Source organism: Azospirillum halopraeferens DSM 3675 (genome assembly GCF_000429625.1).
GTDB classification, from domain to species: Bacteria; Pseudomonadota; Alphaproteobacteria; order Azospirillales; family Azospirillaceae; genus Azospirillum; species Azospirillum halopraeferens.
In genome coordinates this window covers 95,199-120,005 of sequence record NZ_AUCF01000017.1, presented here as the reverse complement: position 1 = coordinate 120,005, position 24,807 = coordinate 95,199, and the positions used below count along the sequence as shown (strand labels likewise).

At 74.9% G+C, this 24,807-nt stretch carries 21 protein-coding genes, 1 pseudogene and 1 riboswitch; of the genes and pseudogenes, 11 read left to right on the top strand and 11 right to left on the bottom strand.

What is annotated here, in order from left to right; translation table 11 throughout:
- The first annotated feature begins 24 nt into the window (after positions 1-24).
- The gene (locus G472_RS33905; protein WP_084536731.1) at positions 25-810 is read left to right on the top strand and encodes a cobalt-precorrin-6A reductase; all 786 of its coding nucleotides are present in this window, start codon (positions 25-27) and stop codon (positions 808-810) included.
- Here the strand turns inward: G472_RS33905 and cobJ are convergent.
- Genes cobJ through G472_RS0117475 form a run of 8 tightly spaced genes read right to left on the bottom strand, consistent with a single transcriptional unit; the run spans position 792 to position 9,944 of the window.
- Complete coding sequence (gene cobJ / locus G472_RS0117510; RefSeq protein WP_029009418.1) at positions 792-1,556, bottom strand: precorrin-3B C(17)-methyltransferase; 765 nt, start codon at positions 1,554-1,556, stop codon at positions 792-794. The genes G472_RS33905 and cobJ overlap by 19 nt on opposite strands.
- Entirely contained in the window at positions 1,553-2,296 is a 744-nt protein-coding gene (locus G472_RS0117505) for a precorrin-2 C(20)-methyltransferase (protein ID WP_029009417.1), read from the bottom strand. Before G472_RS0117505 ends, cobJ begins: the two co-directional genes overlap by 4 nt.
- On the bottom strand, positions 2,293-2,931 hold the full coding sequence (locus G472_RS0117500; protein WP_029009416.1) for a precorrin-8X methylmutase: 639 nt from the start codon (positions 2,929-2,931) through the stop codon (positions 2,293-2,295). Before G472_RS0117500 ends, G472_RS0117505 begins: the two co-directional genes overlap by 4 nt.
- On the bottom strand, positions 2,924-4,321 hold the full coding sequence (gene cobG, locus G472_RS33900; RefSeq protein ID WP_084536723.1) for a precorrin-3B synthase: 1,398 nt from the start codon (positions 4,319-4,321) through the stop codon (positions 2,924-2,926). Before cobG ends, G472_RS0117500 begins: the two co-directional genes overlap by 8 nt.
- The gene (gene cobN, locus G472_RS33895; RefSeq protein WP_051340951.1) at positions 4,318-7,980 is read right to left on the bottom strand and encodes a cobaltochelatase subunit CobN; all 3,663 of its coding nucleotides are present in this window, start codon (positions 7,978-7,980) and stop codon (positions 4,318-4,320) included. Before cobN ends, cobG begins: the two co-directional genes overlap by 4 nt.
- A gap of 3 nt (positions 7,981-7,983) precedes the next feature.
- Complete coding sequence (cobW, locus tag G472_RS0117485) at positions 7,984-9,039, bottom strand: cobalamin biosynthesis protein CobW (RefSeq protein WP_029009415.1); 1,056 nt, start codon at positions 9,037-9,039, stop codon at positions 7,984-7,986.
- Between the two features lie 28 nt (positions 9,040-9,067).
- Positions 9,068-9,748, bottom strand: coding sequence for a CbtA family protein (locus tag G472_RS0117480; RefSeq protein ID WP_029009414.1), 681 nt, complete (start codon positions 9,746-9,748; stop codon positions 9,068-9,070).
- Positions 9,749-9,758: 10 nt separating this feature from the next.
- Complete coding sequence (locus G472_RS0117475) at positions 9,759-9,944, bottom strand: CbtB domain-containing protein (protein ID WP_029009413.1); 186 nt, start codon at positions 9,942-9,944, stop codon at positions 9,759-9,761.
- A 31-nt stretch (positions 9,945-9,975) separates the two neighbouring features.
- Positions 9,976-10,192: riboswitch (cobalamin riboswitch) on the bottom strand.
- 138 nt (positions 10,193-10,330) lie between these two features.
- On the opposite strand from G472_RS0117475, the gene G472_RS0117470 reads away from it, so the two are divergent.
- The 6 genes from G472_RS0117470 to G472_RS0117445 all read left to right on the top strand — a co-directional run bounded on the left by G472_RS0117470 (position 10,331) and on the right by G472_RS0117445 (position 17,173).
- A complete protein-coding gene (locus tag G472_RS0117470; protein WP_029009412.1) occupies positions 10,331-11,290 on the top strand; it encodes a CobW family GTP-binding protein in 960 nt (319 codons plus the stop codon).
- Complete coding sequence (locus G472_RS0117465; RefSeq protein ID WP_029009411.1) at positions 11,287-12,315, top strand: WD40 repeat domain-containing protein; 1,029 nt, start codon at positions 11,287-11,289, stop codon at positions 12,313-12,315. The genes G472_RS0117470 and G472_RS0117465 overlap by 4 nt, the downstream gene beginning before the upstream one ends.
- A 71-nt stretch (positions 12,316-12,386) precedes the next feature.
- Positions 12,387-13,493 (top strand): branched-chain amino acid ABC transporter substrate-binding protein, encoded by a 1,107-nt coding sequence (locus G472_RS0117460; RefSeq protein WP_029009410.1) that lies wholly within the window; start codon positions 12,387-12,389, stop codon positions 13,491-13,493.
- 112 nt (positions 13,494-13,605) lie between these two features.
- Positions 13,606-14,403 (top strand): enoyl-CoA hydratase-related protein, encoded by a 798-nt coding sequence (locus G472_RS0117455; RefSeq protein WP_051340950.1) that lies wholly within the window; start codon positions 13,606-13,608, stop codon positions 14,401-14,403.
- A 107-nt stretch (positions 14,404-14,510) separates the two neighbouring features.
- Positions 14,511-15,347, top strand: a complete 837-nt coding sequence (locus G472_RS0117450) for an aldo/keto reductase (RefSeq protein ID WP_029009408.1) — start codon at positions 14,511-14,513, stop codon at positions 15,345-15,347.
- A gap of 320 nt (positions 15,348-15,667) precedes the next feature.
- Positions 15,668-17,173 (top strand): cytochrome D1 domain-containing protein, encoded by a 1,506-nt coding sequence (locus G472_RS0117445; RefSeq protein ID WP_035692803.1) that lies wholly within the window; start codon positions 15,668-15,670, stop codon positions 17,171-17,173.
- Positions 17,174-17,181: 8 nt separating this feature from the next.
- Here the strand turns inward: G472_RS0117445 and G472_RS38885 are convergent, their stop codons facing one another.
- Complete coding sequence (locus G472_RS38885) at positions 17,182-17,337, bottom strand: hypothetical protein (RefSeq protein WP_156927160.1); 156 nt, start codon at positions 17,335-17,337, stop codon at positions 17,182-17,184.
- Between the two features lie 199 nt (positions 17,338-17,536).
- On the opposite strand from G472_RS38885, the gene ubiT reads away from it, so the two are divergent.
- The 4 genes and pseudogenes from ubiT (at position 17,537) to nikA (ending at position 21,640) form a co-directional block, all read left to right on the top strand.
- Entirely contained in the window at positions 17,537-18,157 is a 621-nt protein-coding gene (ubiT, locus tag G472_RS33890) for a ubiquinone anaerobic biosynthesis accessory factor UbiT (protein WP_035692802.1), read from the top strand.
- A 3-nt stretch (positions 18,158-18,160) separates the two neighbouring features.
- Positions 18,161-19,159: a ubiquinone anaerobic biosynthesis protein UbiU gene (gene ubiU, locus G472_RS0117430; protein WP_029009406.1), complete on the top strand. Its 999-nt coding sequence runs from the start codon at positions 18,161-18,163 to the stop codon at positions 19,157-19,159.
- Between the two features lie 14 nt (positions 19,160-19,173).
- A complete protein-coding gene (gene ubiV, locus G472_RS0117425) occupies positions 19,174-20,079 on the top strand; it encodes a ubiquinone anaerobic biosynthesis protein UbiV (RefSeq protein ID WP_029009405.1) in 906 nt (301 codons plus the stop codon).
- Positions 20,080-20,185: 106 nt separating this feature from the next.
- A pseudogene (gene nikA, locus G472_RS33885) lies at positions 20,186-21,640 on the top strand (nickel ABC transporter substrate-binding protein).
- A 93-nt stretch (positions 21,641-21,733) separates the two neighbouring features.
- On the opposite strand, the gene G472_RS0117415 reads toward nikA, so the two are convergent.
- Both G472_RS0117415 and G472_RS0117410 read right to left on the bottom strand, forming a co-directional pair.
- Positions 21,734-22,366 carry a DUF4376 domain-containing protein gene (locus G472_RS0117415; protein ID WP_029009404.1) on the bottom strand — a complete coding sequence of 211 codons (633 nt, stop codon included), beginning with the start codon at positions 22,364-22,366 and terminating at the stop codon, positions 21,734-21,736.
- Between the two features lie 2 nt (positions 22,367-22,368).
- Positions 22,369-24,807: a hypothetical protein gene (locus G472_RS0117410; RefSeq protein WP_029009403.1), complete on the bottom strand. Its 2,439-nt coding sequence runs from the start codon at positions 24,805-24,807 to the stop codon at positions 22,369-22,371.

Below are 24,807 nucleotides of genomic sequence, written 5' to 3'. Positions count from 1 at the left end.
TCGATGGCGGGGGGCGGCGGTGCGATGAAGGTCCTGATTCTCGGCGGCACGACGGAGGCGACGGCGCTGGCCCGCCGGCTGGCCGGCAATCCCCGCATCGCCGCGACGGTGTCGCTGGCCGGGCGCACCGCCAACCCGGTGTTGCCGCCCCTGCCCACCCGCATCGGCGGCTTCGGCGGCGTCGACGGCCTGGCGGCGTGGCTGGCGGAGCAGGGGGTCGCCGCGGTGGTGGACGCCACCCATCCCTTCGCCGCGCGCATCTCCGCCAACGCCGTCGCGGCCTGCGGGCGGCTGGGGGTGCCGCTGCTGGTGCTGGGCCGCGCCCCCTGGACGGCGCAGCCGGGCGACCGCTGGATCGCCGTTCCCGACATGGCGGCGGCGGCGGCGGCCCTGCGCGGCCTCGGCGAGCGGGTGTTCCTGACGGTGGGCCGGCAGGAGCTGGCGCCCTTCGCGGCGGTGCCGGAGAAGCACTACCTGATCCGCACCGTGGATCCGCCGGACCCCATGCCGGCGCTGCCCCGATTCACCCTGCTGCTCGACCGCGGCCCCTTCGCGCCGGACGCGGAACTGGCCCTGCTGGAGGAGCACCGCATCGACGCGGTGGTCAGCAAGAACAGCGGCGGCACCGCGACGCGGGCCAAGCTGGACGCGGCGCGCCGGCGCGGCATTCCCGTGGTGATGGTGGACCGCCCGCCGCCCGGCCCGGCCCCCGTCGTGCACGACCCCGCGGCGGCGGCGGCGTGGCTGGAGCGCCGGGAGGCGGCGCCCGGCGGCGGTGCCGGCGGCCACGCTCACCCCCCGGTGCCGTAGCGGCGCGGGGTGTAGACCCGGGCGCCGCCGGGGCCGGCAAGGGTGCGGGTGTGGGAGGAGCCGACGATCACCACCGTGCTCATGTCCGCCGCGGCGGGGTCGGCGGCGGCCAGGGTGGTGACGGTCAGCCGCTCGTCCGGGCGCCCGATGGCGCGGCCGAGGATGACCGGCGTGGCGGGGTCGCGCACGGCGCGCAGGGCGTCGAAGGCGGCGCCGAGCTGCCAGGGGCGGGCCCGCGACACCGGGTTGTAGAGGGCGATCACGAAATCCGCCTCCGCCGCCAGGCGCAGACGGCGCAGCACCACATCCCACGGCTTCAGGTTGTCGGACAGGGAGATGGCGCAGAAATCGTGCCCCAGCGGCGCCCCGGCCCGCGCCGCCGCCGCCTGCATGGCGGTGATGCCGGGGCACACCCGCACCTCCACGTCGCGCCGGCCGGTGCCGCCGGCTTCGGCGTCCAGGGCCTCGTACACCGCCGCCGCCATGGCGAAGACGCCGGGATCGCCGCCCGACACCACCGCCACCCGCCGCCCGCCGGCGGCCAGGTCCAGGGCGAGGCGGGCGCGGTCCAGCTCCACCCGGTTGTCGGAGGCGTGGCGGACCTGCGGCCCGGCGGGCACGCGGTCCAGATAGGGGCCGTAGCCCACGAGGTCCTCGGCCTCGGCCAGCTCGCGCGCCGATTCCGGCGTCAGCCAGTCGGAACCGCCCGGCCCCAGCCCGACGACGACGACGCGGCCGGCGCTCATCGCCGCAGCCCCCGGCCGGGGATCAGCACCATGGAGAAGTAGGGGGCGCCGTCCTCCGGCGCCTCGGCCAGGGGCAGCATGCGCTGGTCGGCCATGGTGCCGCGCTCCACGTACCAGGCGCGCGCCTCCAGCCCGGCCGCCCGCACGGCGCGGCGCACCTTGGGCAGGTTGTGGCCCAGCTTCATCACCACCGCGGCGTCGGCGGTGCCGAGGGCCCGCACCAGCTCCTCCTCCCCCAGCGTGCCGGGGATGACCGACAGCACGTCGTCGCGCATGGTCAGCGGCGTGGGCAGCAGCGCCGCGCAGCCGGCCATCGAGGTGACGCCCGGCACCACCTCCACCGGGAAGCGCCCGGCCAGGCGCAGGAACAGGTGCATGAACGAGCCGTAGAAGAACGGATCCCCCTCGTTGAGCGCCACCACCGAGCGCCCGGCCGCGAGGTGGGCCGCCACCTCGGCCGCCGAGCGGTCGAAGAATTCCTCGATCTGCCGGCCGTAGTCGGGATGCTCCACCGGCAGTTCCGTGGTGACCGGATAGACCAGCGGCAGCTCGGTGTGCTCGTCGGTCAGGAACGCGCCGGCGATGCGGCGGGCGTTGCCGCGGCTGCCGCGCTTGCAGAAATAGGCCACCACCGGGCAGGCGCGCAGCACGCGCACGGCCTTCAGGGTCATCAGCTCGGGATCGCCGGGGCCGGTGCCGATGCCGTAGAAGGTGCCGGTGGGGATGGGTGGGGTGCTCATTCGTCCTCGCTCGCCAGCGCGTTGACCGCGGCCGCCGCCATGGCGCTGCCGCCCCGCCGTCCGCGCACGGCGAGATAGGGGATGCCGAACCCGGCGGCGGCCAGCGCGTCCTTGCTCTCGACGGCACCGACGAAGCCCACGGGGAAGCCCAGGATCGCCGCCGGGCGCGGCGCGCCGTCGGCCAGCAGCTCCAGCAGGCGGAACAGGGCCGTCGGCGCGTTGCCGATGGCCACCACCGACCCGGCAAGGTGCGGCCGCCACAGCTCCAGCGCCGCGGCGGAGCGGGTGTTGGCGATGCTCCGCGCCAGATCCGGCACGGCGGGGTCGCGCAGCGTGCACAGCACGGCGTTGCCGGCCGGCAGGCGGGCGCGGGTGATGCCGTGGGCGACCATCTCGCTGTCGCACAGCACGGGGGCGCCGTCCTTCAGCGCCGCCCGCCCGGCCGCCGCCACGTCGGGCGAGAACATCAGGTCGGCCGCCACGTCCACCATGCCGCAGGCGTGGATGACGCGCACCGCCACCGGCTTCAGGTCGTCGGGCAGGTGGTCCAGTACCGCCTCCGCCCGGATGGTGGCGAAGGACCGGCGGTAGATCGCCGCCCCGTCGCGGATGTAGTCGTAGGGTGAATCAGGCACCGGGCGGCTCCTCGCGGGCGAACAGGCGGTCGATCTCGGGCGCCAGGCGGGCCAGCGCCGCATCGGCGTCCTCCCCGGGACGGCGGTTGGCACGCAGCAGCCGGTCCAGCGCCGCCACCGCCGCCACCGCCGCGGCCGGGTCCAGCGCGCGGGCGCGCACCGGGCCGCCGGGGGAGGCCAGCACGCCCAGGTCGTAGCGGCCGTCCTGTGCGCTCAGGGTGACGCCGGCGGGGCCGGGGCGGGCGCAGCCCTTGGCGCAGCCGGAGACGTGCAGGGTGCCGCCGGCGGCGATCAGCGCCGGGGCCGCCGCCACCAGGGCCAGGGCGTCGGCGTGGGTGTCGGTGGTGCCGACGTCGCAGCCCGCGGCCCCGCTGCATGCGGTCGCCGCCAGGCGCGGGTCGCCGTCGTCGAGAACGCCGCCGGCCGCCCGGGCGGCCTCTGCCGCGGCGCCGCCGGCACCGGGCAGCAGCAGCGCCCGCCACGGGGTCAGCCGCAGCTCCCCGGTGCCGTGCGCGTTGGCCAGATCGGCCATGGTCTCCAGCGTCGCCGCGGTGAGCCGGCCGAAGGGAAAGGCGACGCCCAGCCAGCCCGGCCGCACCCCGAGCACGGTGCGCACCGGCCGCTCCGGCGCGGCGGTGTCGGTTAGGGGCTCCAGGCCGGGGATGCGGGCGCGCAGCGCCGCCGCCCCCGCCGCGGCCACCAGCCCGGCCATGCGGCGCGGCGGCTCGGGCAGGGCGGCGCGCAGGTCCAGGAAGGCGATGGCGGCGGCGGCGGCCACGTCGGGCACCGCCCCGGGGGTGCACAGGCCCAGCAGTGCGGCGTCCGCCAGGGTGCCGCCGGCGGCCACCCGCAGACGCGGCCCCGCCGGGGTCGCCACGGCGTCGAAGCGCAAGTCGGTGCGGCTGTCGGCCAGATGGGCGCGCCCGCCGCCGTCCACCACGAAGCCGAACTTGGGCGGCAGCCGGTGCAGGGCGGCGTCGGCCGCCAGACGGGCGTCGAGGGCGAGCGCCGGCGCCCGCACGTCCAGCACGGCGTCGGCGTCGATGCCGGCGGCGGGGGCGGTCAGCACGTTGCGCACGGCCTCGCTCACCGCGTCGGCGGCCAGCAGGCCCAGCGCGTCCAGCCCGGCGGTGACCGCCGGCAGGGTGGCGGCGGTGACGCCGCGGATCTGCAGGTTGCCGCGGTGGCTCAGCTCGATCAGGCCGTTGCCGTGGGCGGCGGCCAGGGCGGCCAGGGCGGCGATGCGCCGCGCCGCGGCGGCGGGCAGCACGCCGGCCGGCACCCGCACCCGCACCAGCAGCCCGTCCCCCACCATCATGGGGGCGACCGCGCCGGGGCAGGCGCCGCGCCGGCGCGGCCGCGGCCCGGCGGCGGCGGGCAGCGCGGTCATGACAGGCCCTCGCGGCGGCGGTGCAGCGCGTGGGCGGTGTGGTTGCGCCGGGGATGCCACAGGCCGCGCCCCAGCGCATCCTCCAGCCGGTCCAGCACATGGCGCGCGGCGGCGGGGTTGGCCTCGATCAGGAAGTCCCAGACGGCGTCGTCGTCCACATAAGCCTCGTGCAGCAGGTCGAAATGATGGTCGCGCACGGCGCGCGTGGTCGCCGCGAAGGCGAACAGCGCCTCCACCGTCGCCGCCAGCTCCGCGGCACCGCGGTGGCCGTGGCGCATCATGCCGGCGATCCAGCGCGGGTTGGCGGCGCGTCCGCGCAGGGTGCGGGCGATCTCGTCCCCCAGCGTGCGCACCGTCAGCCGGTCCGGCTCGGCGCTGTCCAGGTGATAGAGGGTCGGCGCCGCGTCGTCCAGGGCGGCGGCCGCGGCGAAGCCGCCCTGGTACTGGTAATGGCCGTCGTGGGACAGCACGTCGTGCTCCCGCTGGTCCTGGTGGTGGATCAGCCCGTCGGCGCCGCCGACGCGGCGGCGGAACAGGGCGGGCAGCGCCACGCCGTCGAGGCCGGCGCCGTAGGCGTGACAGCCCCCCTCCAGATAGGCGGTGCCGAAGGCGGCGCGGTCGCGCCACTCGCCGCGGGCGATCATCCCCGACAGGGCCGTGCCGTAGCCGCCCGGCGCGGCGCCGAAGACGCGGGCGGCGGCGCGGCGCGCCGCGTCCCCGGCGGCCAGGCCGGCGCCGGCCAGCTCCGCCGTCTCGCGCCGGACGGCGGCGGCCAGGGGGTTGGTCTCACCGTCCTCGTCCTCCAGGGCGGCGACGGCGCGCACCGCCTGGTCGAACAGGGCGATCTGCTGCGGGAAGACGTCGCGGAACAGGCCGGAGATGCGCAGGGTGACGTCGACGCGCGGCCGGCCCAGCACGCCGGCCGGCAGGATCTCGAACCCGGTGACCCGGCCCGAGCCGCCCTCCCACAACGGGCGCACGCCGAGCAGGGCCATGGCCTGGGCCAGCTCGTCGCCGCCGGTGCGCATGGCCGGCGTCCCCCAGCAGTCCACCACCAGGCGCTGCGGCCACGCCCCGTGGTCCTGCAAATGGCGGGTGAGCAGCGCGTCGGCCGCCTGCCAGCCCAGCGTCCAGGCGGACGGCGTCGGCACCGCGCGGGGGTCCATGGCGAAGAGGTTGCGCCCGGTCGGCAGGGCGTCGGCCCGCCCGCGCGCCGGCGAGCCGCCGGGGCCGGGGGCGATGAAGCGCCCGTCCAGCCCGTCCAGCAGCGCCGCCATCTCCCGCTCCGCCGAGGCGTCCAGGCGCGGCGCCAGCTCCGCCGCCACCGCGCCGAGCACGGCGGCGGTGCGCGTCCAGTGCGGCCGCGGCGCGGCGCGGCCGGCCACCAGCTCCACCGCCATGCGGTCCAGTGCCGCGCGCACGTCGGCGACGGTGCGCGCCCGTTCGCCGGGCAGGGGCGGGCCGTCCCACGGCGTGCCGGGCGGGGCGGTGAACAGGCTGTCCGTCGGCAGGCCCAGATCGGCGGCCAGCGCCCGCGGCAGGGCGGCATCCTCCCCGTCGCCGCGGCGGCGGGGGAAGCGGGCGACGGCGGCCAGCAGGCGGGCGCGGGCGCCGGCGTCGGGGGCGGCGCCGAAGACGTGCAGGCCGTCGCGGATCTGCATCTCCTTGACGTCGCAGAGGTGGGCGTCGATGCGCGCGAGCACGGCGTCGGGGTCGTCGCCGGGGGAGAGGTTGCAGTCCGCCGCCACGCCGGACCGCCAGGCCAGATCAAGGATCGTCTCGCGCAGCACGCCGAGCCGGCGCGGGTCCAGCCCGTCCGCCTGGGCGTATTCGTCGATGGCCTGCTCCAGCTCGGCCAGCGGGCCGTGCAGGCCGGCCTGCACCGGCGGCGGCGTCAGGTGGCCGATCAGCACGGCGCCGATGCGCCGGCGCGCCTGCACCCCCTCGCCGGGGTTGTTGACGATGAAGGGGTAGAGGCAGGGCAGGGGGCCGCCGATGATCTCCGGCCAGCACTCCGCCGACAGGGCCACCGCCTTGCCGGGCAGCCACTCCAGGGTGCCGTGGGCGCCCATCTGGACCAGCGCGTGGATGCCGACGGCCCGGCGCAGCCAGGCGTAGAAGGCGGCGTAGCCATGGCCGGGCGGCGTCTCGGGGTCATGGTGCTGCGCCGTGGTCAGCGGCCCGTCGCCGCGGCTCGGCTGCACCGCCACCACGACGGCGCCGCAGCGCACGGCGCGGAAGCGGAAGGCGCCGTCGGTGACCAGCGGGTCGGCCGCCGCCTCGCCCCGGACGGCTGTGATGCGCCGGCGCACGGCGGCGGGCACCAGGGCGTGATAGTCGGCGAGCGACAGGGCGGCCTCCGCCGCGCCGGCGGCGAGCGCCCGCATCAGCGCCGCCCCGTCGGCCGGCGCCCCCGCCACCCCGTAGCCGGCGGCGCGCAGCGCGTCGAGGACCGCCGTCACGCTGGCCGGGGTGTCGAGGCCGACGGCGTGGCCGGTGCCGGCCCCCGCCGACCCGGCACCGGGGTAGTCGGACAGCACCAGCGCCAGCCGCCGGTCGGCCCGCGGCGTGCGCGCCAGGCGCACCCAGGCGGCGGCGAGGTCGGCGGTGAAGGCGATGCGGTCGGCCACCGGCCGGCTCGCCACCTCGGCGAACTGCAGGTCGGGGTCGGGCTCTCCCGCCGCCTTGAAGGCGACGGCGCGCACGGGGATGCGCCCGTCCATCTCGGGCAGCACCACGTTCATGGCGAGGTCGGAGGGGCCGAGCCCGCGCAGGGAGCCGCGCCACGCCGCCTCGCCGCCGGTGGACAGCACCACCTGGAGCACCGGCGCTCCGGCGGCGTCCAGGGGTGTCCCGTCCTCCCCCGGCACCTGCGCGGAGAATCCCGTGGCGTTCAGCACCACGCCGGGCCGCAGGGCCGCCAGCGTGCGGCGCATCCAGGCCGCCGCGTCCGGCTCCTTCAGGGAGGAGACGTGGTAGAGGCGGGGCGCCAGCGCGCGCTCCGCCAGGGCGTCGGCCAGGGCGTGGATCGGCGCCAGATCGCCGGCCAGCAGATAGGCGCGGTAGAACACCAGCGCCGCGGCGGGCGCGTCCGCCGGCACGGCGCCGCGCCAGCCGTCGTAGAGGCCGAAGCGCGGCACCGGCGCCGGCTCCGCCCACGCCAGCGGCGTGCCGGCCAGGGTGGCGGCGTAGGCCAGCAGGTTGGCCATGTTGTCCGGCCCGCCCTCGGCGAAGTAGCCGAAGAGGCGCCGGGTGACCTCCGGCGGCACCGTGCCGTGGGATTCCAGCGCCGGGTCGGGCCGCCCGTCGCCCGGCAGCACGGCCAGCGCCGCCCCGGTCTCCCGGCAGGCGGCGGCCACCTGCTCCAGCCCGTAGCGCCAGTAGCCGGCGCCGCCCAGCAGGCGCAGCACCACCACCTTCGCCGTGCGGATCACCGCATCGACGTAGAGGTCCACCGACAGCGGGTGGCCGAGCTGGCCGAGGGCGACCAGACGCAGCGACGGCCGCCGGTCGGCGCCGACCGCCCGGGCGGCGGCGGCGAGCGCGCCGAGGTCGCTGTCGGAGAAGGACAGCACCACCAGGTCCGCCGGGCGGTGTCCCAGGTCGACGGCCTGCGGCGCCGCCTCCAGCGACTCCTGGCGGGTGGCGAGGAGGTGCATGGCTCAGCCGGCGAGCGCCGCCTCCACCGCCGCGCGGTCCAGACCGGTTTCGCCGATCACCACCAGGCGGCCGGTGCGCTCCTCTCCCGGCTTCCACAGGCGGTCGTAGTGGGCCTGGATGCGCGCGCCCACACCCTGCACCAGCAGCCGCATGGGCTTGCCCGGCACGGTGACGAAGCCCTTCAGGCGCAGCACGCCGTGGGCGGCGGCGACGGCGCGCAGCCGCTCCGCCAGGGCGTCGGGGTCGGGCTGCGGCGCCAGCTCCACCACGAAGCTGGTGAAGTCGTCGTGGTCGTGGTCGCCGTCGTCCTCGTGGTGGCTCCGGCGGCGGTCCAGGTCGTCCTCCGCCGCCGCGCCGAGGCCCAGCAGCACGCGCGGATCCGCCCGGCCGCCGGCCGTGTGGACCAGCCGGGGCCGGTGGGGCAGGGCGTCGCGGATCAGCGCCTCCACCCGCGCCAGCCCGTCGGCGTCCACCAGGTCGGTCTTGTTGACGACGATCAGGTCGGCGCAGAGGATCTGGTCCTCGAACACCTCCTCCACCGGCGTCTCGTGGTCGACCGTGCCGGCGTCGCGGCGCTGCGCCTCCAGCGCCGCGGGGTCGGGGGCGAAGCGCCCCTCGGCGGCGGCGGCGGCGTCGACCACCGCCACCACCCCGTCGACGGTGACCCGGGTCTTCACCGCCGGCCAGTTGAAGGCGCGGACCAGCGGCTTGGGCAGGGCCAGGCCCGAGGTCTCGATGATGATGTGCTCGGGCGGGTGCGGGCGGGCCAGCAGCGCCTCGATGGCGGGCACGAAGTCGTCGGCGACGGTGCAGCACAGGCAGCCGTTGGCCAGCTCGATCACGTCGTCGTCGCGGCAGCCTTCGATGCCGCAGGCGCGCAGGATCTCGCCGTCGACGCCGACGTCGCCGAACTCGTTGACGATGAGCGCCAGGCGGCGCCCGTCGGCCTGCTCCAGCAGGCTGCGGATCAGCGTCGTCTTGCCGGCGCCGAGGAAGCCGGTGACGACGGTGGCGGGGACCTTCGCGCTGAGCGCGGCGGCGGTCGGAGCGGCGGGCATGGGCGGTGCTTCCGGCAGGGGGCGGGGGTCAGCGGGCGTCGTCCGGCAGCAGCCGGCTCATCAGCGCGCCGCAGGCGGCACCCAGCACCGCCCAGAACAGGGCGGCGACGCCGATGGACACGGCGGCGAAGCGGGCCGCCAGCTCCGGCGGGGTCAGGCTGCCCACCGGCTCCGCATGGGGCGCCCCGATCAGGTGCGGCAGCGCCGCCACCGCCAGGGCCGCGATGACCCACGCGGGACGGCGCGCGAAGGCGGCGGCCAGCAGCGCCGCCGCCGCGGTCAGGGCCGCGGCCAGCCACCACGCCTGGCGGGCCGCCAGCTCGGCGGTGGCGGTGCCCGGCAGTTCCGGCGGCAGACCGAAGGCCGGCGCCAGGGTGAAGGCGACGAAGCCGCCGGCCCCCCACAGGACGCCGCGGCGCAGGTTCACCGGCGCCCCGATCAGCAGCATGGCGGCGGCGAGCAGCAGCCCGTAGCCGCTGCCGATGACCAGGTTGGTCAGCACGGTCAGCCCCACGCGCGCCGCATCGAAGCCGAATCCGGCGCCGGCATGGGCGGCGGCGTGACCGGCATGGCCGGCGGCCTCGGCGGCCACCTCGTAGACCTCGGCCGACAGGATCAGCGGCACCGTGGTGACCTGCTGAACGACGGATACCGCCGCGCCCGCGAGAACTCCCGCGGTCACGGCGGCCAGGACGAGCCGCCCGAACATGGCCGTCCGCTCAGTGGCAGGGGAAGGCGAAGGAATGACGCCCGTCGTGGGCGGCGTCGTGGATCGCCTCCGGCTGGGCGAAGCCGGCGCCGAACAGCAGGAAGGAGCCCAGCAGGAGTGCTCCCAGGGCGGCGGTCACGGTCTCGACCGGGCGCACGGCGACGGGCCGGCCGGCATCTGCGGCGATACGGGTCATGATCAGGTCCTCTCTCCGCCCACCCGGCGGGTTGGAATGTCGGGCGATGGCAGGTTTCCTGGCTCGCGGGTCGCCGCCCGCCCCCCGTCCTTCCCGGCCCCGGCAGGGGGCCAGTGGTTTCGTGGGGGGTGGGCTCGCCGCTCACAGTTGCGGGGGCAGCCGCGGATTCGGACGTCGCCGTCCTCACCGCATTCCCTTTTAACCGCCGGCCCCTTCGGCCCGGCGGCACCATCGCGGTCACATTAGGCGGGGCCCCCGGAGGATTGCAAGCGTGCCGTGTGCCGTCGGACGGCGCCGGAACCCCCGATCGGCCAACAAACCGGTGTCGGGCGGGAAAGTTATGTTATAACATAACTTAAAATCCACGCTCAGGAGGGTAAGAGCCAATGTCCGTGATCCCCGTCACCGTACTGACCGGCTACCTCGGTGCCGGCAAGACGACGCTGCTGAACCGCATCCTGTCGGAGCCCCACGGCAAGCGGTTTGCCGTCATCGTCAACGAATTCGGCGAAATCGGCATCGACAACGAGCTGGTCGTCGGCGCCGACGAGGAGGTGTTCGAGATGAACAACGGCTGCATCTGCTGCACCGTGCGCGGCGACCTCATCCGCATCATCAACGGCCTGCTCAAGCGCAAGGGCGGCTTCGACGGCATCCTGATCGAGACCACCGGCCTGGCCGATCCCGCCCCGGTGGCGCAGACCTTCTTCGTGGACCCCGACGTGTCGACGCGCACCCGGCTGGACGCCATCGTCACGGTGGCGGACGCCGGCCACCTGGAACGGCGCCTGGACGACAGCCACGAGGCGCAGGAACAGGTGGCCTTCGCCGATGTGGTGCTGCTCAACAAGACCGATCTGGTGGATGAGGCGGTCCTTGCCGCCCTGGAGCGCCGCATCCGGACGATGAACCCCTTCGCCCGAATCGTCCGCACGCAGCGGTGCGCCGTGCCGCTCGACCATGTCCTCGGGCTCGGCGCCTTCGACCTGGACCGGGTGCTGGCGATGGAGCCGGACTTCCTCGGCGAGGACGACCACGAGCACGATCAGTCCGTAACCGGCGTGTCGCTGAGCGAGGATCGGCCCCTCGACCCGGCGGCGTTCGATTTGTGGTTCCGCACGCTGATCAACGTCCGGGGCACCGACCTGCTGCGCTACAAGGGAATCCTGTCCTTGCGCGGCAGCAACCGGCGCACGGTGGTGCAGGGCGTGCACATGCTGGCCGACAGCGGCAATCTCAGCCCGTGGCCGGAGGGCGCGCCGCGGACCAGCCGGTTCGTGCTGATCGGCCGCAATCTCGACGCCGACGCGCTGCGCGCCGGCTTTGCCGCCTGCGCCGCGTCATGAGCGTCCGGGAACGGCGGTGGGACACCGACGCCTACGTCGTCGCGCTGGCGGTCAACCGCGCCGGCAGCCACGCCGCCGCGGCGCTGGGCGACGGGACGGTGCGGCTGATCGATCCGGCGGACGACGGCGCCCCGCCCGCCGTCGTCGCGGCCCACGGCGGCGCCTGTCTGGCGCTGGCGCGCGACGGCGACGGTGCGGGCTTCCTCAGCGGCGGCGATGACGGCCGGCTGTGCCGCATCGCCCCGGGCCGGGCGCCCGAGACGCTGGCCGAGGTGCCGGGGCGCTGGATCGAGCATGTGGATGCCGAGCCGCACGGCGGGCTGCGCGCCTTTGCCGCGGGCCGGCAGGTCCATCTGCTGGACCCGGCCGGCCGGCCGCGGGAGACGATGGCGGACCACCCGGCGACGGTGGCCGGCCTGGCCTTCTCGCCCAACGGCAAGCGCCTGGCCGTTGCCCGGTACGGCGGCGTCAGCCTGTGGTGGACGGCGCGCCCCGGTCCGCCGGCGACGCTGGAGTGGAAGGGCTCCCACCTCGGCGTCCTCTGGCATCCGGAGGGCACCCACGTGATGACGACGCTTCAGGAGAACGGCCTGCACGGCTGGCGGCTGCGCGACAGGGCCGACCTGATGATGAGCGGCTACCCCACCAAGGTGCGGTCCATGGCGTGGACCGCGCGGGGACGCCATCTCGCCACCGGCGGGGCGGAGAGCGTGGTGTGCTGGCCGTTCTTCGGCGGCGGCCCGTGGGACCGGGCGCCGCTGCAACCGGCCGGCGCCGGCGCCGGGCTGGTCACCGCGGTGGCGCCGCACCCGCGCGAGCCGGTGGTCGCCGCCGGCTACGACGACGGCACCGTGATCATCACACCGCTCGACGGGACGGCGGCCGTGGCGGTCGCCCGGCCCGAGGGTGCGCCGGTAAGCGCGCTTGCCTGGAGCGGTGACGGGCGCTATCTGCTCTTCGGAACCGAGGCCGGCCGCCTGTCGTGCCTTCCGGTTCCGGCCCGCGGCCCGACCGGCGGCGGGTGACGGAGCCGGGGTGCCGGAATCGACGCGGCCGTCCCCCTTGCGAAAGCAAAAGACAACGGAAGGATACAGGGATGAACCGCAGCATTCCCTTCATCGGGGCGGCCCTGCTGCTGGCCGCTCCGGCGGCCGCGCAGGCCGACATCGTCATCGGTCTGGGAACGGCCACCACCGGGGCGGTGGCGGCGCTGGGCGAGCAGACGGTGTACGGCGCCCGCCAGGCGATCGAGGACATCAACGCCCGCGGCGGCGTGCTGGGCCGGCAACTGGTGCTGCGGGTGGGTGACGACGCCTGCGACCCGCGCCAGGCGGTGGCGGTGGCCAACCGCTTCGCCACCGAAGGTGTGGTGGCGGTCAACGGCCATCTCTGCTCCGGCTCGGCCATCCCGGCGTCGGAGGTGTACAACGAGGAAGGCATCGTCATGGTGACGCCGACGGCGACCAGCCCGGCGCTGACCGACCGCGGCTACGACACCGTCTTCCGGGTGTGCGGGCGCGACGACCAGCAGGGCGTGGTGGCCGGCCGCTTCCTGGCCGAGCGCTACGCCGGCCGGCGGGTTGCGGTGCTGGACGACAAGCAGTCCTACGGCCGCGGGCTGGCCGACGTGGTCGCCCGCACCCTGGAAGAGGCGGGGACGCCGGTGGCCTTCCGCGCGTCGGTGACGGCGGGCGAGCGGGACTTCTCGGCGCTGGTCACCAACCTGAAGGAGCGGGGCATCGAGGCGGTCTTCTACGGCGGCTACCACCCGGAGCTGGGGCTGATCGTGCGCCAGGCGCGCGAACTGGGCCTGGACGCCCGCTTCGTCGCCGGTGACGGTCTGAACAACGCGGAGTTCTGGTCCATCACCGGCCCGGCCGGCCAGGGCACCCTGTTCACCGACAGCGAGGAGGCGGCGAGCAGCGAGGCCGGCCGGCAACTGGTCGAATCGTTCCGCCGCGCCGGCCTGAGCGAACCGGGCAACTTCGCCTTCTACAGCTACGCCACGGTCCAGGTGATCGCCCAGGGACTCCAGCAGGCGGGCGAGGCGGACGGCGGCAAGCTTGCCGCGGCCCTGCGCGCCGGCACCTTCGACACGGTGGTCGGGCAGATCCGCTTCGACGCCAAGGGCGACAACGTCAACCCCAACTACGTGCTGTACGAGTGGAGCGAGGGCCGCTACGCGCCCTACACCGGGAACTGATCGCGCGCGTCGGGTGAACGCCGCTCACCCGACGCCGCCGATTACTCGCCTGCCGGCGGGCGGCGCCGGGCGTATGGTCGGGACGGTCCCGTGAACCGTCCCGGAGAGCGCCATGAGCCCCGCCGTCCCCCGTTCCGACGACGCCCCCGTCATCGTGCGCCCCGTCGGCGAGGGCGTGGTGCAGGTGACGCTGAACCGGCCGGAGGCCCTCAACGCCCTGTCGCCGGCGCTGATCGACGCGCTGGCCGCGGCGCTCGCCCGGCTGGACGCGGATGCCGCCGTGCGCGTGCTGCTGCTGGCCGGGGCGGGGCGCCACTTCTGCGCCGGGGCGGACGTGCGGGCGCTGGCCGCCATGCCGGCGGAGCAGGCGGTGCGCACCGGCTTCGCCGGCTGCTGCGAGGCTCTGGCGGCGGTGACCAAGCCGGTGGTGGCCGCCGTCCACGGCCATTGCCTGGGCGGCGGGTGCGAGCTGGTGGAGATGTGCGACGTGGTGATCGCCGCGGACACCGCCGTGTTCGGCCATCCCGAGGTGCGGCTGGGCACCATGCCGGGGGCCGGCGGCACCCAGCGCCTGCCGCGGGCGGTGGGCCGTGCCCGGGCGCTCGACCTGCTGCTGACCGGCCGTCTCATGGACGCCGCCGAGGCGGAGCGCGCCGGCCTGGTGTCGCGCGTCGTGCCGGCGGAGCGGCTGCTGCCCGAGGCGCTGGCGGCGGCGGCGGGCATCGCCGCCCTGTCCGCACCGGTCGCGGCGATGATCAAGGCGGCGGTGCGGGCCGCCGACGATATGCCTCTTGCCGCCGGTCTGGCGGTGGAGCGCGGGCTGTTCCACCGCACGCTCACCCTGGACGATGCCCGCGAAGGCATGGCGGCGTTCCTGGAAAAACGCCCGCCCGTCTTCACCGGCCGCTGACCCGCGGGGCGGAAAAAGGTTCGCCCCGCCCTGGACGCCGCCGCCCGGCCGCCGCAGATTGTCCGTCCGTTGCCGATGGCACGACACGCGGACCAGGAGGCCGATCCATGAGCGTTCCCACCACCCTGCTTCCCTGCGGCGCGGCCGTGCCCGTGCTCGGCCAGGGCACCTGGTACATGGGCGAGGACCGGCGCCGGCGGGCCGCCGAGGTGGCCGCGCTGCGCCTGGGGCTCGACCTCGGCCTGACGCTGATCGACACGGCCGAGATGTACGCCGACGGCGGGGCCGAGGAGGTGGTGGGCGAGGCCATCGCCGGGCGCCGCGACGGGGTGTTCCTGGTCAGCAAGGTGCTGCCCCACAACGCGTCGCGCCGCGGCACCGTGGCGGCGTGCGAGCGCAGCCTGCGCCGGCTGGGCACCGACCGCATCGACCTCTACCTGCTGCACTGGCGCGGCGGCACCCCCTTCGCCGAGACGGTGGAGGCGTTCGAGGCGCTGATGCGCGACGGCAAGATCGGCTCCTGGGGGGTCAGCAACCTCGACCCCGCCGACATGGAGGAGCTGGCGGACACGCCCGGCGGCGACGGGGTGCAGACCAACCAGGTGCTCTACAACCTGACCCGCCGCGGCATCGAATACGACCTGCTGCCCCTGTGCCGGCAGCGCGGGGTTCCCGTCATGGCCTATTCCCCGGTGGAGCAGGGCCGGCTGCTGCACCACCCGGCCCTGCGCCGCGTCGCCGACCGGCTGGGCGCCACGCCGGCCCGGGTGGCGCTGGCGTGGGTGCTGCGCGGCGGCGTCATCGCCATCCCCAAAGCGTCGGCGCCGGAGCACGTGCGCGACAACCGCGCCGCCCTCGACGTGCGCCTGGATGACGCGGCACTGGCCGAACTGGACCGCGCCTTCCCGCCGCCCACCCGGCCGCGCCCGCTGGAGATGCTGTAAGGTTCCGGCCATCCGGAAGAATGCGCAAACGTTTTTTCCCGCCCGGTTTGACCATCGTCAAGTGGTCGCAGGGGCGATCCGCTTAACACTTCGCCTCGGATTGCTGCCTACTTCTCCCGAACGGCTCGCACGGCCCGGACGGGGGGCAATCTCTCCCAACGCAGACTTCATCCCCCGGCCGCACGGCCGGGGGACATTTTCCGTTGACCGTGCCGGGGCCCCGCGGCCGGTGCGGCGTCTTGACGGCCGTCAAGGTCCGGGGGGCGGGATCGGGCAGAGTGGCGGCACGGCCGTTCGGCCGGAACCGGGAGTCCGCAACCATGCCCACGACGCGTTCCGTCGCCCTGGCGGCGCTGGCGCTGAGCGCCGCGCTGCACCTTCCGCCGGCCTTCGCCGCACCGCCGGACCCGGCGCGCCTGTTCACCGAGCACTGCGCCGCCTGCCACGGCGGCGACCGGCTGGGCGCCATCGGCCCCGCCCTGCTGCCGGAGAACCTGGGCCGCCTGAAGCCGGCGGAGGCCGAATCCATCATCCGCCACGGCCGGCCGGCGACGCAGATGCCGGGCTTCGCCGCGGACGTGCTGGACGACGCCGCGGTGACGGCCCTGGCCGCCTACGTCTTCACGCCGCTGCCCGCCATGCCCGTCTGGGGGGAGGCGGAGATCACCGCCTCGCGCATCCTCCACCGGGATCCCGCCACCCTGCCGGCGGCACCGCAGCACGGCGCCGACCCGCTGAACCTGTTCACCGTGGTGGAGGCCGGCGACCATCACGTCAGCATCGTCGACGGCGACCGCTTCACCGTGCTGGACCGTTTCCCCAGCCGGTTCGCCCTGCACGGCGGCGCCAAGTATTCCCCCGACGGCCGGTTCGTCTATCTCGCCTCGCGCGACGGCTGGATCGCCAAGTACGACCTGCACTCCCTGGCCCTGGTGGCGGAGGTGCGCGCCGGCGTCAACACCCGCAACGTCGCCGTGTCCGCCGACGGGCGCGTGCTGATGGTGGGCAACACGCTGCCCCACACGCTGGTGGCGCTGGACGCCGGCGACCTCAACCCGCTGGCGGTGATCCCCGTGGCCGACGCGGCCGGCAACGGCTCGCGCGTGTCGGCGGTCTACGCCATGCCGCCGCGCGGCGCCTTCGTCGCGGCGCTGAAGGACATCAGGGAGGTGTGGGAGATCCCCTGGGGTGAGCCCGGCCGGTTCCCGGTGCGCCGGATGGAGACCGCCGACCACCTGGACGATTTCTTCTTCGATCCGCCCTACCGCCACCTGATGGGCGCCTCGCGCGACGGCCGACGCGGCATCGTCGTGGACATGGACGCCGGTGCCATGGTGGCCGAGCTGGACCTGCCGGGCATGCCCCATCTGGGCTCCGGCATCAGCTTCAGCCACGAGGGGCGCACGGTGATGGCGACGCCGCACCTGCGCGAGGCGGTGATCAGCGTCATCGACACGGGGACGTGGACGACGCTGCGGCGGATCGCCATGCCCGGTCCCGGCTTCTTCCTGCGCGGCCACGAGACCACGCCCTACGCCTGGGGTGACGCCTACATGGGCCGGGAAAAGGACGTCATCCCCGTCATCGACACCCGCACCCTGGAGATCGTCCGCACCCTGCGCCCGGCGCCGGGCAAGCTGACGGCGCATGTGGAGTTCACCCGCGACGGCCGCCACGCCCTGGTGTCGGTGATGGAGGACGAGGGCGCGCTGGTCGTCTACGACGCCGCCACCTTCGCGGAGGTCGCCCGCCTGCCCATGCGCAAGCCCATCGGCAAGTACAACGTCTGGAACAAGATTTCCTATTCCAGCGGCACCAGCCATTGAGCCCGGCGCTATTGCGCCGAGTAGAGGAACGCGGCGATGACGACGGCGGCGGCGGTGGCCGTCGCCAGGCCGCCGGTGCCGATGGCGCCGCTGCGGTGCAGGGCGATCCCCGTGGCGATGCCGGCGGCGGTCGAGGCGAGAAGTGCGAACTGGACGACGGTCATGACCGGACTCCCCCGTTTGATCTCCGTCAATGCCGCCGCCACGCCTTCGGTCCGAACTCCTTAGGCACCGGAAGGATCCGGCGGCCGGCCTTCGCGGACGAGGGTAGGCGCGCCGGACCCGCGCCGGCTTGATGACGGTCAACCCGATGACGTCCGGAGCAGCCGCCCCGGTTCGCCGAATCCCCTTGGAGTGCCTTGTATGCCGCCGATTCCGCCCGAGCTTGCCGTCCGCCGCATCGAGGCCGCCGCCGCCGGCGTCGCCGTGGCGCTGGCCGGCCGCACCGCGCCGGCGCTGTCGGGCCGCGTGCTCGATCTGGTCGTCGGTCGAGTCGCCCGCTGCCACCCCCGCGCCTTCGCCGCGCTGGCCGAACTGCCGCCCGCGACCCTGCGGATCGAGCCGGCGGACCGTCCCGCGGCCTTTCTTCTGGACGTCGGACCGGCGGTGCGGCTGCGTGTCGCAGGCCCCGACGACCCACCGCCGGACGCGGCGGTGCGCGGGCCGCTGGCCGACCTGATGGACCTGCTGGAGGGGCGCATCGACGGCGACGCCCTGTTCTTCCGCCGCACCCTGCGCATCGAGGGCGACACGGCCCTGGTGCTGGCGGTGCGCAACGCCTTCGACGGCGAGGACATGGACGTGGTCGCCGACCTGGCCGGCGCCTTCGGGCCGCTGGCGCGCGCGGTGCCGCCGGCGCGGCGCGCCGCCGGGCGGGCGCTGGTGGCGCTGGAGGAGGTGCGGGCGGCCCTGCTGCGCCCGCTGGCCGACCGGGTCGCCGCGGTGGAGCGGCGCCTCGCCGCCTTCGACCGGGAGGGGCGCTGAGCCATGGCCCCGTTCGAGCTGATCTGCCCGGCCGGCACGCCGGCGGCCCTGCGCGCCGCGGTGGACGCCGGGGCTGACGCGGTCTACGCCGGCTTCCGCGATGAGACCAACGCCCGCAACTTCCCCGGCCTCAACTTCAGCCGCGAGGAGATGGCCGAGGGCATCCGCTACGCCCGCGCCCGCGGCCGCATGCTGTTCGTCGCCATCAACACCTACCCCGCGGCGGGGCGGGTGGAGCCGTGGCGCCGCGCCGTGGACGACGCCGCGCGCCTGGGCGCCGACGCGGTCATCCTGGCCGACCTGGGCCTGCTGGACTACGCCGCGCGCACCCATCCGGGGCTGCGGCTGCACCTGTCGGTGCAGGCGTCCGCTTCCAACGCCGAGGCGGTGCGCTTCTACCGCGAGGCGTTCGGGGTGCGCCGCGTCGTGCTGCCGCGGGTGCTGACGGTGGCGGACATCCGCGGCCTGGTCGCCGGCACCGACGTGGAGACCGAGGTGTTCGTGTTCGGCGGCATGTGCCCGATGGCGGAGGGGCGCTGCACCCTGTCCTCCTACGCCACCGGCCGTTCCCCCAACCGGCAGGGCGTGTGCTCCCCGGCGGAGCATGTGCGCTACGAGGAGCGCGGCGAGGACCTGGTGTCGCGCCTGGGCGGCTTCACCATCAACCGCTTCGCCGCGGGCGAGCCGGCGGGCTATCCCACCCTGTGCAAGGGCCGCTTCGCCGCGGCCGGCAAGGCGTCGTACCTGTTCGAGGAGCCGACCAGCCTGAACGCCCTGCCGCTCCTGCCGGCCCTGCACGAGGCGGGGGTGAAGGCGCTGAAGATCGAGGGGCGCCAGCGCGGCAAAGCCTATGTGGCGGCCGTGGTGTCCGCCTACCGCCGCGCCATTGACGGCTTCGCCCGCACCGGGCGGGTGGACGACCCCGGCCTCGACGCCGGGCTGGACGGGGCGGTCGAGGGCGGCCGTGACACCGCGGGCGCCTACCGGCGCTCCTGGCGATGAGGAAGGAGACGACCATGACCACGCCGCCCCTGCTGACGCTGGGCCCCGTGCTGTTCAACTGGCCGGCCGAGCGCTGGTGCGACTTCTACGCCCGCATCGCCGACGAGGCGCCGGTGGACGTGGTGCACCTGGGGGAGATCGTCTGTTCCAAGCGCCTGCCCTTCCTGGCCGATCAGTTCGGCCCGGCGGTGGAGCGGCTGGAGGCCGCGGGCAAGACCGTCGTCCTCAGCACCCCCATCCTGGTGACCACCGAGCGCGAACGCGCCGCTCTGGCCGAATTGGTGGAGGCCGCCCCCGGCCCGGTGGAGGCCAACGATCTGGCGGCGGTCGCCCTGCTGGCCGGCCGCCCGCACCTGGTGGGGCCGTACGTCAATGTCTACAACGAGGCGACGCTGGCCTGGATGGCGGCGCGCGGCGCGCTATCGGTGTCCCTGAACCCGGAACTGCCGGCACCATCGGTGGGGGTTCTGGCCGCCGCCGCCGCCGACCTCGGCGTGGACGTGGAGGTGCAGGTGTTCGGCCGCATGCCCCTGGCCATCTCGGCCCGCTGCTACCACGCCCGCAGCCACGGACTGCACAAGGACGGCTGCCAGTTCGTGTGCGGCAACGACCCCGACGGGCTGGCGGTGGCGACGCTGGACGCCCAGCCCTTTCTGGCCGTCAACGGCACGCAGACCCTGTCCCATGCCTGCCTGGACCTGTCGGGCGCGCTGGAAGCCCTGACGGCGCAGGGGGTGCGGCGGCTGCGTCTCTCACCCCACGCGGTGGACATGGTGCGCGTCGCCCGCGGCTTCCGCGACGTCCTGGACGGCCGGCGCGACGCCGCCGCCCTGTCCGCGGATCTGGCGGATCTGGTGGCCGGCATGCCGCTGGCCGACGGCTTCTACCACGACCGCGCGGGCTATGAGCGGGTGGCGTAGGCCAATGCCGGTGCGGTATGAAAAATTTCTTGGATTTCCTACCGACCCCGGCCGATGATGACCGCCGACCGCGCGGCGGGGGCCGTGCCATGGGCAGGGGGTGATCATGGGGCGGATCGGGGGAGCGGCGCGGGTGCTGGCGGCAGTGGCGGTGCTGGCGGCAACGGTCGCGGCGCCGGCGGTGCGGGCGGAGACGACGCTCACCTACTCCTGGCCGCGCAACGCCGGCCCGCTCAACCCGCACCTCTATTCGCCCAACGAGATGGTCGCCCAGGCGTTCGTCTATGAGCCGCTGGTCCGCTACCGCGCCGACGGGACGCTGGAACCGTGGCTGGCCACGGGCTGGACGGTGTCCGACGACGGGCTGAGCTACACCTTCACCCTGCGCGACGGTGTCGTCTTCTCCGACGGCACCCCCTTCGACGCGGCCGCCGTGAAGGCCAACGTCGAAGCCGTCCTGGCGAACGCGGAACGCCACCGCTGGCTGGCCCTGGTGGACCAGATCGCCGGCGTCGAGGCGGTGGACCCGCGCACCGTCCGCCTGACGCTCAAACAGCCCTATTAAACCGCCCTGTTCGATCTGGCGCTGGTGCGGCCGCTGCGCTTCGTCGTGCCGTCGGCGATCCCCGCCGGCGGCTCCACCGCCGAGGGCATCGTCGCGCCGATCGGGACGGGGCCGTGGGCGGCGGAAAGCCGCCTCGGCGAGTACGACCTGTACCGTCGCAACGACCGCTACTGGGGCGAGAAGCCCGCCTTCGACCGGCTGCTCGTCAAGGTCATCCCCGATTCCAACTCCCGCGTCATCGCGTTCGAGACCGGCGGCATCGACCTGATCTACGGCAGCGGCAGCCAGATCAGCGCCAACGCCTTCGCCCGGATGCGCGATTCCGGCCGGCTGTGGACCGGGGTGTCGCAGCCGCAGGCCACCCGCCTGCTCGCCGTCAACTCCGGACGCGCGCCCACCGACGAGCCGGCGGTGCGCCGGGCCATCCAGCACGCGGTGGACAAGCGGTCGATCGCCGAGGCCATCCTTCACGGGCTGGAACCGGTGGCGGACACCCTGTTCGCCCCCAACATGCCCTACAGCGACCTCGGCCTGCCGCCGGCCGGCTACGACCCCGCCGCCGCCGCGGCCCTGCTGGACGCGGCGGGCTGGACGCGGCCGGCGGGGGGCGGCATCCGCGTGAAGGACGGGCGGCCGCTGCGCCTGGATCTGTGCTTCGTCGGCAATGAGCCGCAGGAGAAAGCCGTCGCCGAAGTGATCCAGGCGAACCTCCGGGCCGTGGGCATCGACGTCGCCCTGGTCGGCGAGGAGCCCGGCGCCTTCTACGCCCGCCAGAAGGACGGCCGCTTCGGCATGATCTTCAACAATTCCTGGGGCGCGCCGTACGAGCCGCACGCGTCGGTCGCCTCCATGCGCCGGCCGTCGCACGCCGACTTTCAGGCCCAGAGCGGCCTGCCCATGAAGGCGGAGCTGGACCGGATGATCGGCGAGGTGCTGGTGACGGTGGACGAGGACCGGCGCCGCGACCTCTACCGCACCATCCTGACCACCCTGTGAAGCGCGCCGCTTAAATCTGGAGTGTGGGACACTCAAATCTGGAGCGCGTGGGACTGGCGATAGCTGCTCGCGGGGCGGGGTGGGAAGGGAGCGTCAGGCTCCCCCTTCCTCCGGTGATGGCGCATCGCTCCCCGGCCAGCCTCGGTCGATCTCCGTCGCGTAGACGGCGACGGTGTCCTGCCAGGTCTCGGCGGCGTCGATGGCATGCCAGATCTCCCCCCACCGGTCGAAGCACGACTGCACATGAGTGCCGATGGCCCGAGCCATCGCGATGAACTGCGCGTTCGTCGCGGTGAGCGGACGCCCTCCCAGGTCGACCGTGTGGACAAGCGCAAGTCCGGTCGCGCGCCCATCCTCAGCCGTACCCCCATTGGCCAGGGACGCTGCGACGGTCTCGTCGATCTCTTCCAGGGCTTTGTCGCGTGCACCATTCAACAGCATCTTGTCGCGGTCGCGCGTGAGCAACCGCGCCCCGTCCGGCATGGTGAGGCCCCCCGTTTCGGCGCGCCATCGCCGCTCGGTAAGGCGCTCCAGCGCCTGTGTCCGGATGTAGGCCGGCGACGGGGGAGCAACACCTCCGCCCTCCACCGCGACGTACCGGTGGTCCACCCAATCGCGCAGCGCGTCCGGGACCGGCTCCCAGCGCAAGGAGGGGTGGAACCGGCCGGCCGGATCGGCGTCGGTGACTTCGGCGCAGCGCCCGGTGTCGTCAATGCGTGCCCACATGGTCACCACTCCACAATGCAGATGCCGATGCCGGCGGGACCACCCCGCACGGCGCCGCCGCCGTAACTCCAGCCGCTATGGTGCGCGGACCACCCACCCATCCCCCCGTTCGGCCCTTCATCGTGGACTGCCAGGCCGCCGCGCGCGCCGCCCGAGGTGGGCTTGGGGCCGCTGGCCGGGACCGCCTGCGTCCCGCCGCTGACCGGGTTGCCCTGCGCGTCCTCGCCGCCGCGGCCGCCGCCGCAGCCCTCGCAGGAGCCGCCCCAGGCGTACTCCCAGGGCGTCCCCTGCCCGCCGGTCGCGGTCACGTCGCCCCCGGCCCCGATGCCACCGGGCTGCCAGGTCTTGGCGGGGTATTCGCCGCCGGCGGAGCTGTCCGCGCCGGGTGTGGCCGAAACGTAAGTCCCGAACGACGTCGTCTGTCCCATCGCAACGGTCACCGGGATCTGCTCCCCCGACGTGACCGCGATGTTGCTGCGGCGGGCGTAGCCGCCTCCGCCGCCGCCGTTCCAGGTGTCATTGTACGCTCGCCCGCCGGGGCCGATGACGCGAACCCGCTTGAGGTTGGTCACGCCCGCGGGCACGGTGAATACTCCCGATGACGTGAACACCTGCGACCCGGAGGGCGCGGCAGTCGTATAGGTCACCGCGGCCGACCAGGGCCCCCAGCCCAGAGCCTGCCCCCTGTGCCGGCACTCCGCGCGGTAGGCCGTCAGGGGCGACAGCACGCCGGCCGGCACCGTGTACGACGTCAGCGCGGCCGTGTCGCCGCTGTCGTGCACCAGCGTGCCGTCGGGCAGCGACACGCGCCAGCGCGAGGCGACGTGGACGTCCGTGCCGCCACCCGCCACGAAAAAGCCGCTGGACTGAAGCGTGGGGGACAGCGCCACCCCGGTAGCGCCCTCGGTCGGCGCAAGGAGCGTCGGCGCCGCCGGCAGGCTCTGCGTGCGCAGGGCCGCGGCCAGGGACGGCTGCGTCCACCCCAGGGCCTGCCCCTGGTGCTCGACCGTCCACCAGTAGGGCGTATCGGCCGCCAGCACGCCGGCCGGCACCGTGTAGGAGGTCAGCGCCATCGCCGGCACGTGGGAATGCACCATGTTGGTGCAGGCGGCGTCGGCGTAAATGCGCCAGCGGGAGCTGACGTGCACATCGGTGCCGCCGTGGACGGCGAAAGCTGACGACTGAAGCGTCGGGGTCAGCGACACGCCCGTCGCGCCCGACGCCGGCGAGATCGCGGACGGTTTCTGGATGTAGATGAAGGTCGACGCTGTCGCAAAGCCTGCCGGCTCCGACCACGGCGACCACGTACCCTCGATATCGGCGTACCGGCAGCTCCACCAGTACGTCCGCCCCGTCTGTAGCGGCCCGGCCGGAACCGCGTAGGCGGTGGCGGCCCCCGTCACCGCAGCGTGGACGAGGCTTTGCATCCCCTCGTCCAGGGCAACACGGAACTCCGCAGCCCCCTGTGGCAGCCCATACAGCGAGAGGTATGCCGCCCCGGTCAGGGTCGGCGTCTCGCCGATCTCCACATCGCCGTTCGCCGGGTCGATTACGGCAGGCCGCCGCACCGCGGTCGCCACGCCGGCCTCCGGCGCCGTTAGCGCTACCAAGAAGTGCACCCCGATGTCGCCGGCGCCGGGTCCGTGGGCGGCGGTCACCCGCAGCTCGACGGCGTCCCCGCCGCCGATGGCCCACTCTTCATCGCGCGTGCCGGGCTCGCGCTGTGATGTATCCAGCAGCCGCCCCTCCGTCCAGGCCGGCTCGCCGGAGCGGCGCCAGGCGACCGACAGCGTGCCGTCCCCGCCGTCGCGCCGGATGACCACCCGCCCGTCCGACGTGTACCGCAGGGCGGAGAGCGGGCGCGACAGCAGCACCCCGCCGTGGCCGGCCGTCGCCGCCCCCGTCCCGACGGTCCAGGACGTGCGGGACAGCGTCGCCCCGGTCAGCGTCACGCCGATCGGCGCGGTGGCCCGCAGGCGGGTGGCGGAAAGCACCTGCGCCACGGTGATCACCGCCCGCGTGGTGCCGCCTTCGTGGATCACGTAGGTCTGGCCGGGCATCACGCCCGCGGTCGAGGCGACGTCCACGGAATCATCGCCGGCGACGGTAGCTGCGCCGCCCACCGGCGCCAGGTCGCGCCAGGAATGGCCCGCAACGAACAGCTCGAAGTCGAAGCCCCGGTCGCTCAGTGCCCAGCTGATGCGCAGGGCGTCGGCGACGGCGGTGGTGCCCGACGTCTCCAGAAGCGCCACCCGGCCGGCGTGGTCCTGGACCGCCGCGGCGAGAGCGTCCTGCCGGTCCCGCAGGTACAGCGTGCGCTCCGCCAGCTCCCGGTGGGGTCGGTTATCGTTGCCGTCCGGCCCGCCGGTGATGGCGTCGGTCACTTCCAGCTGCGTGATCGCGTCGCGCCAGACCGGCGCCAGGTTTTCGAGCGTACCCAT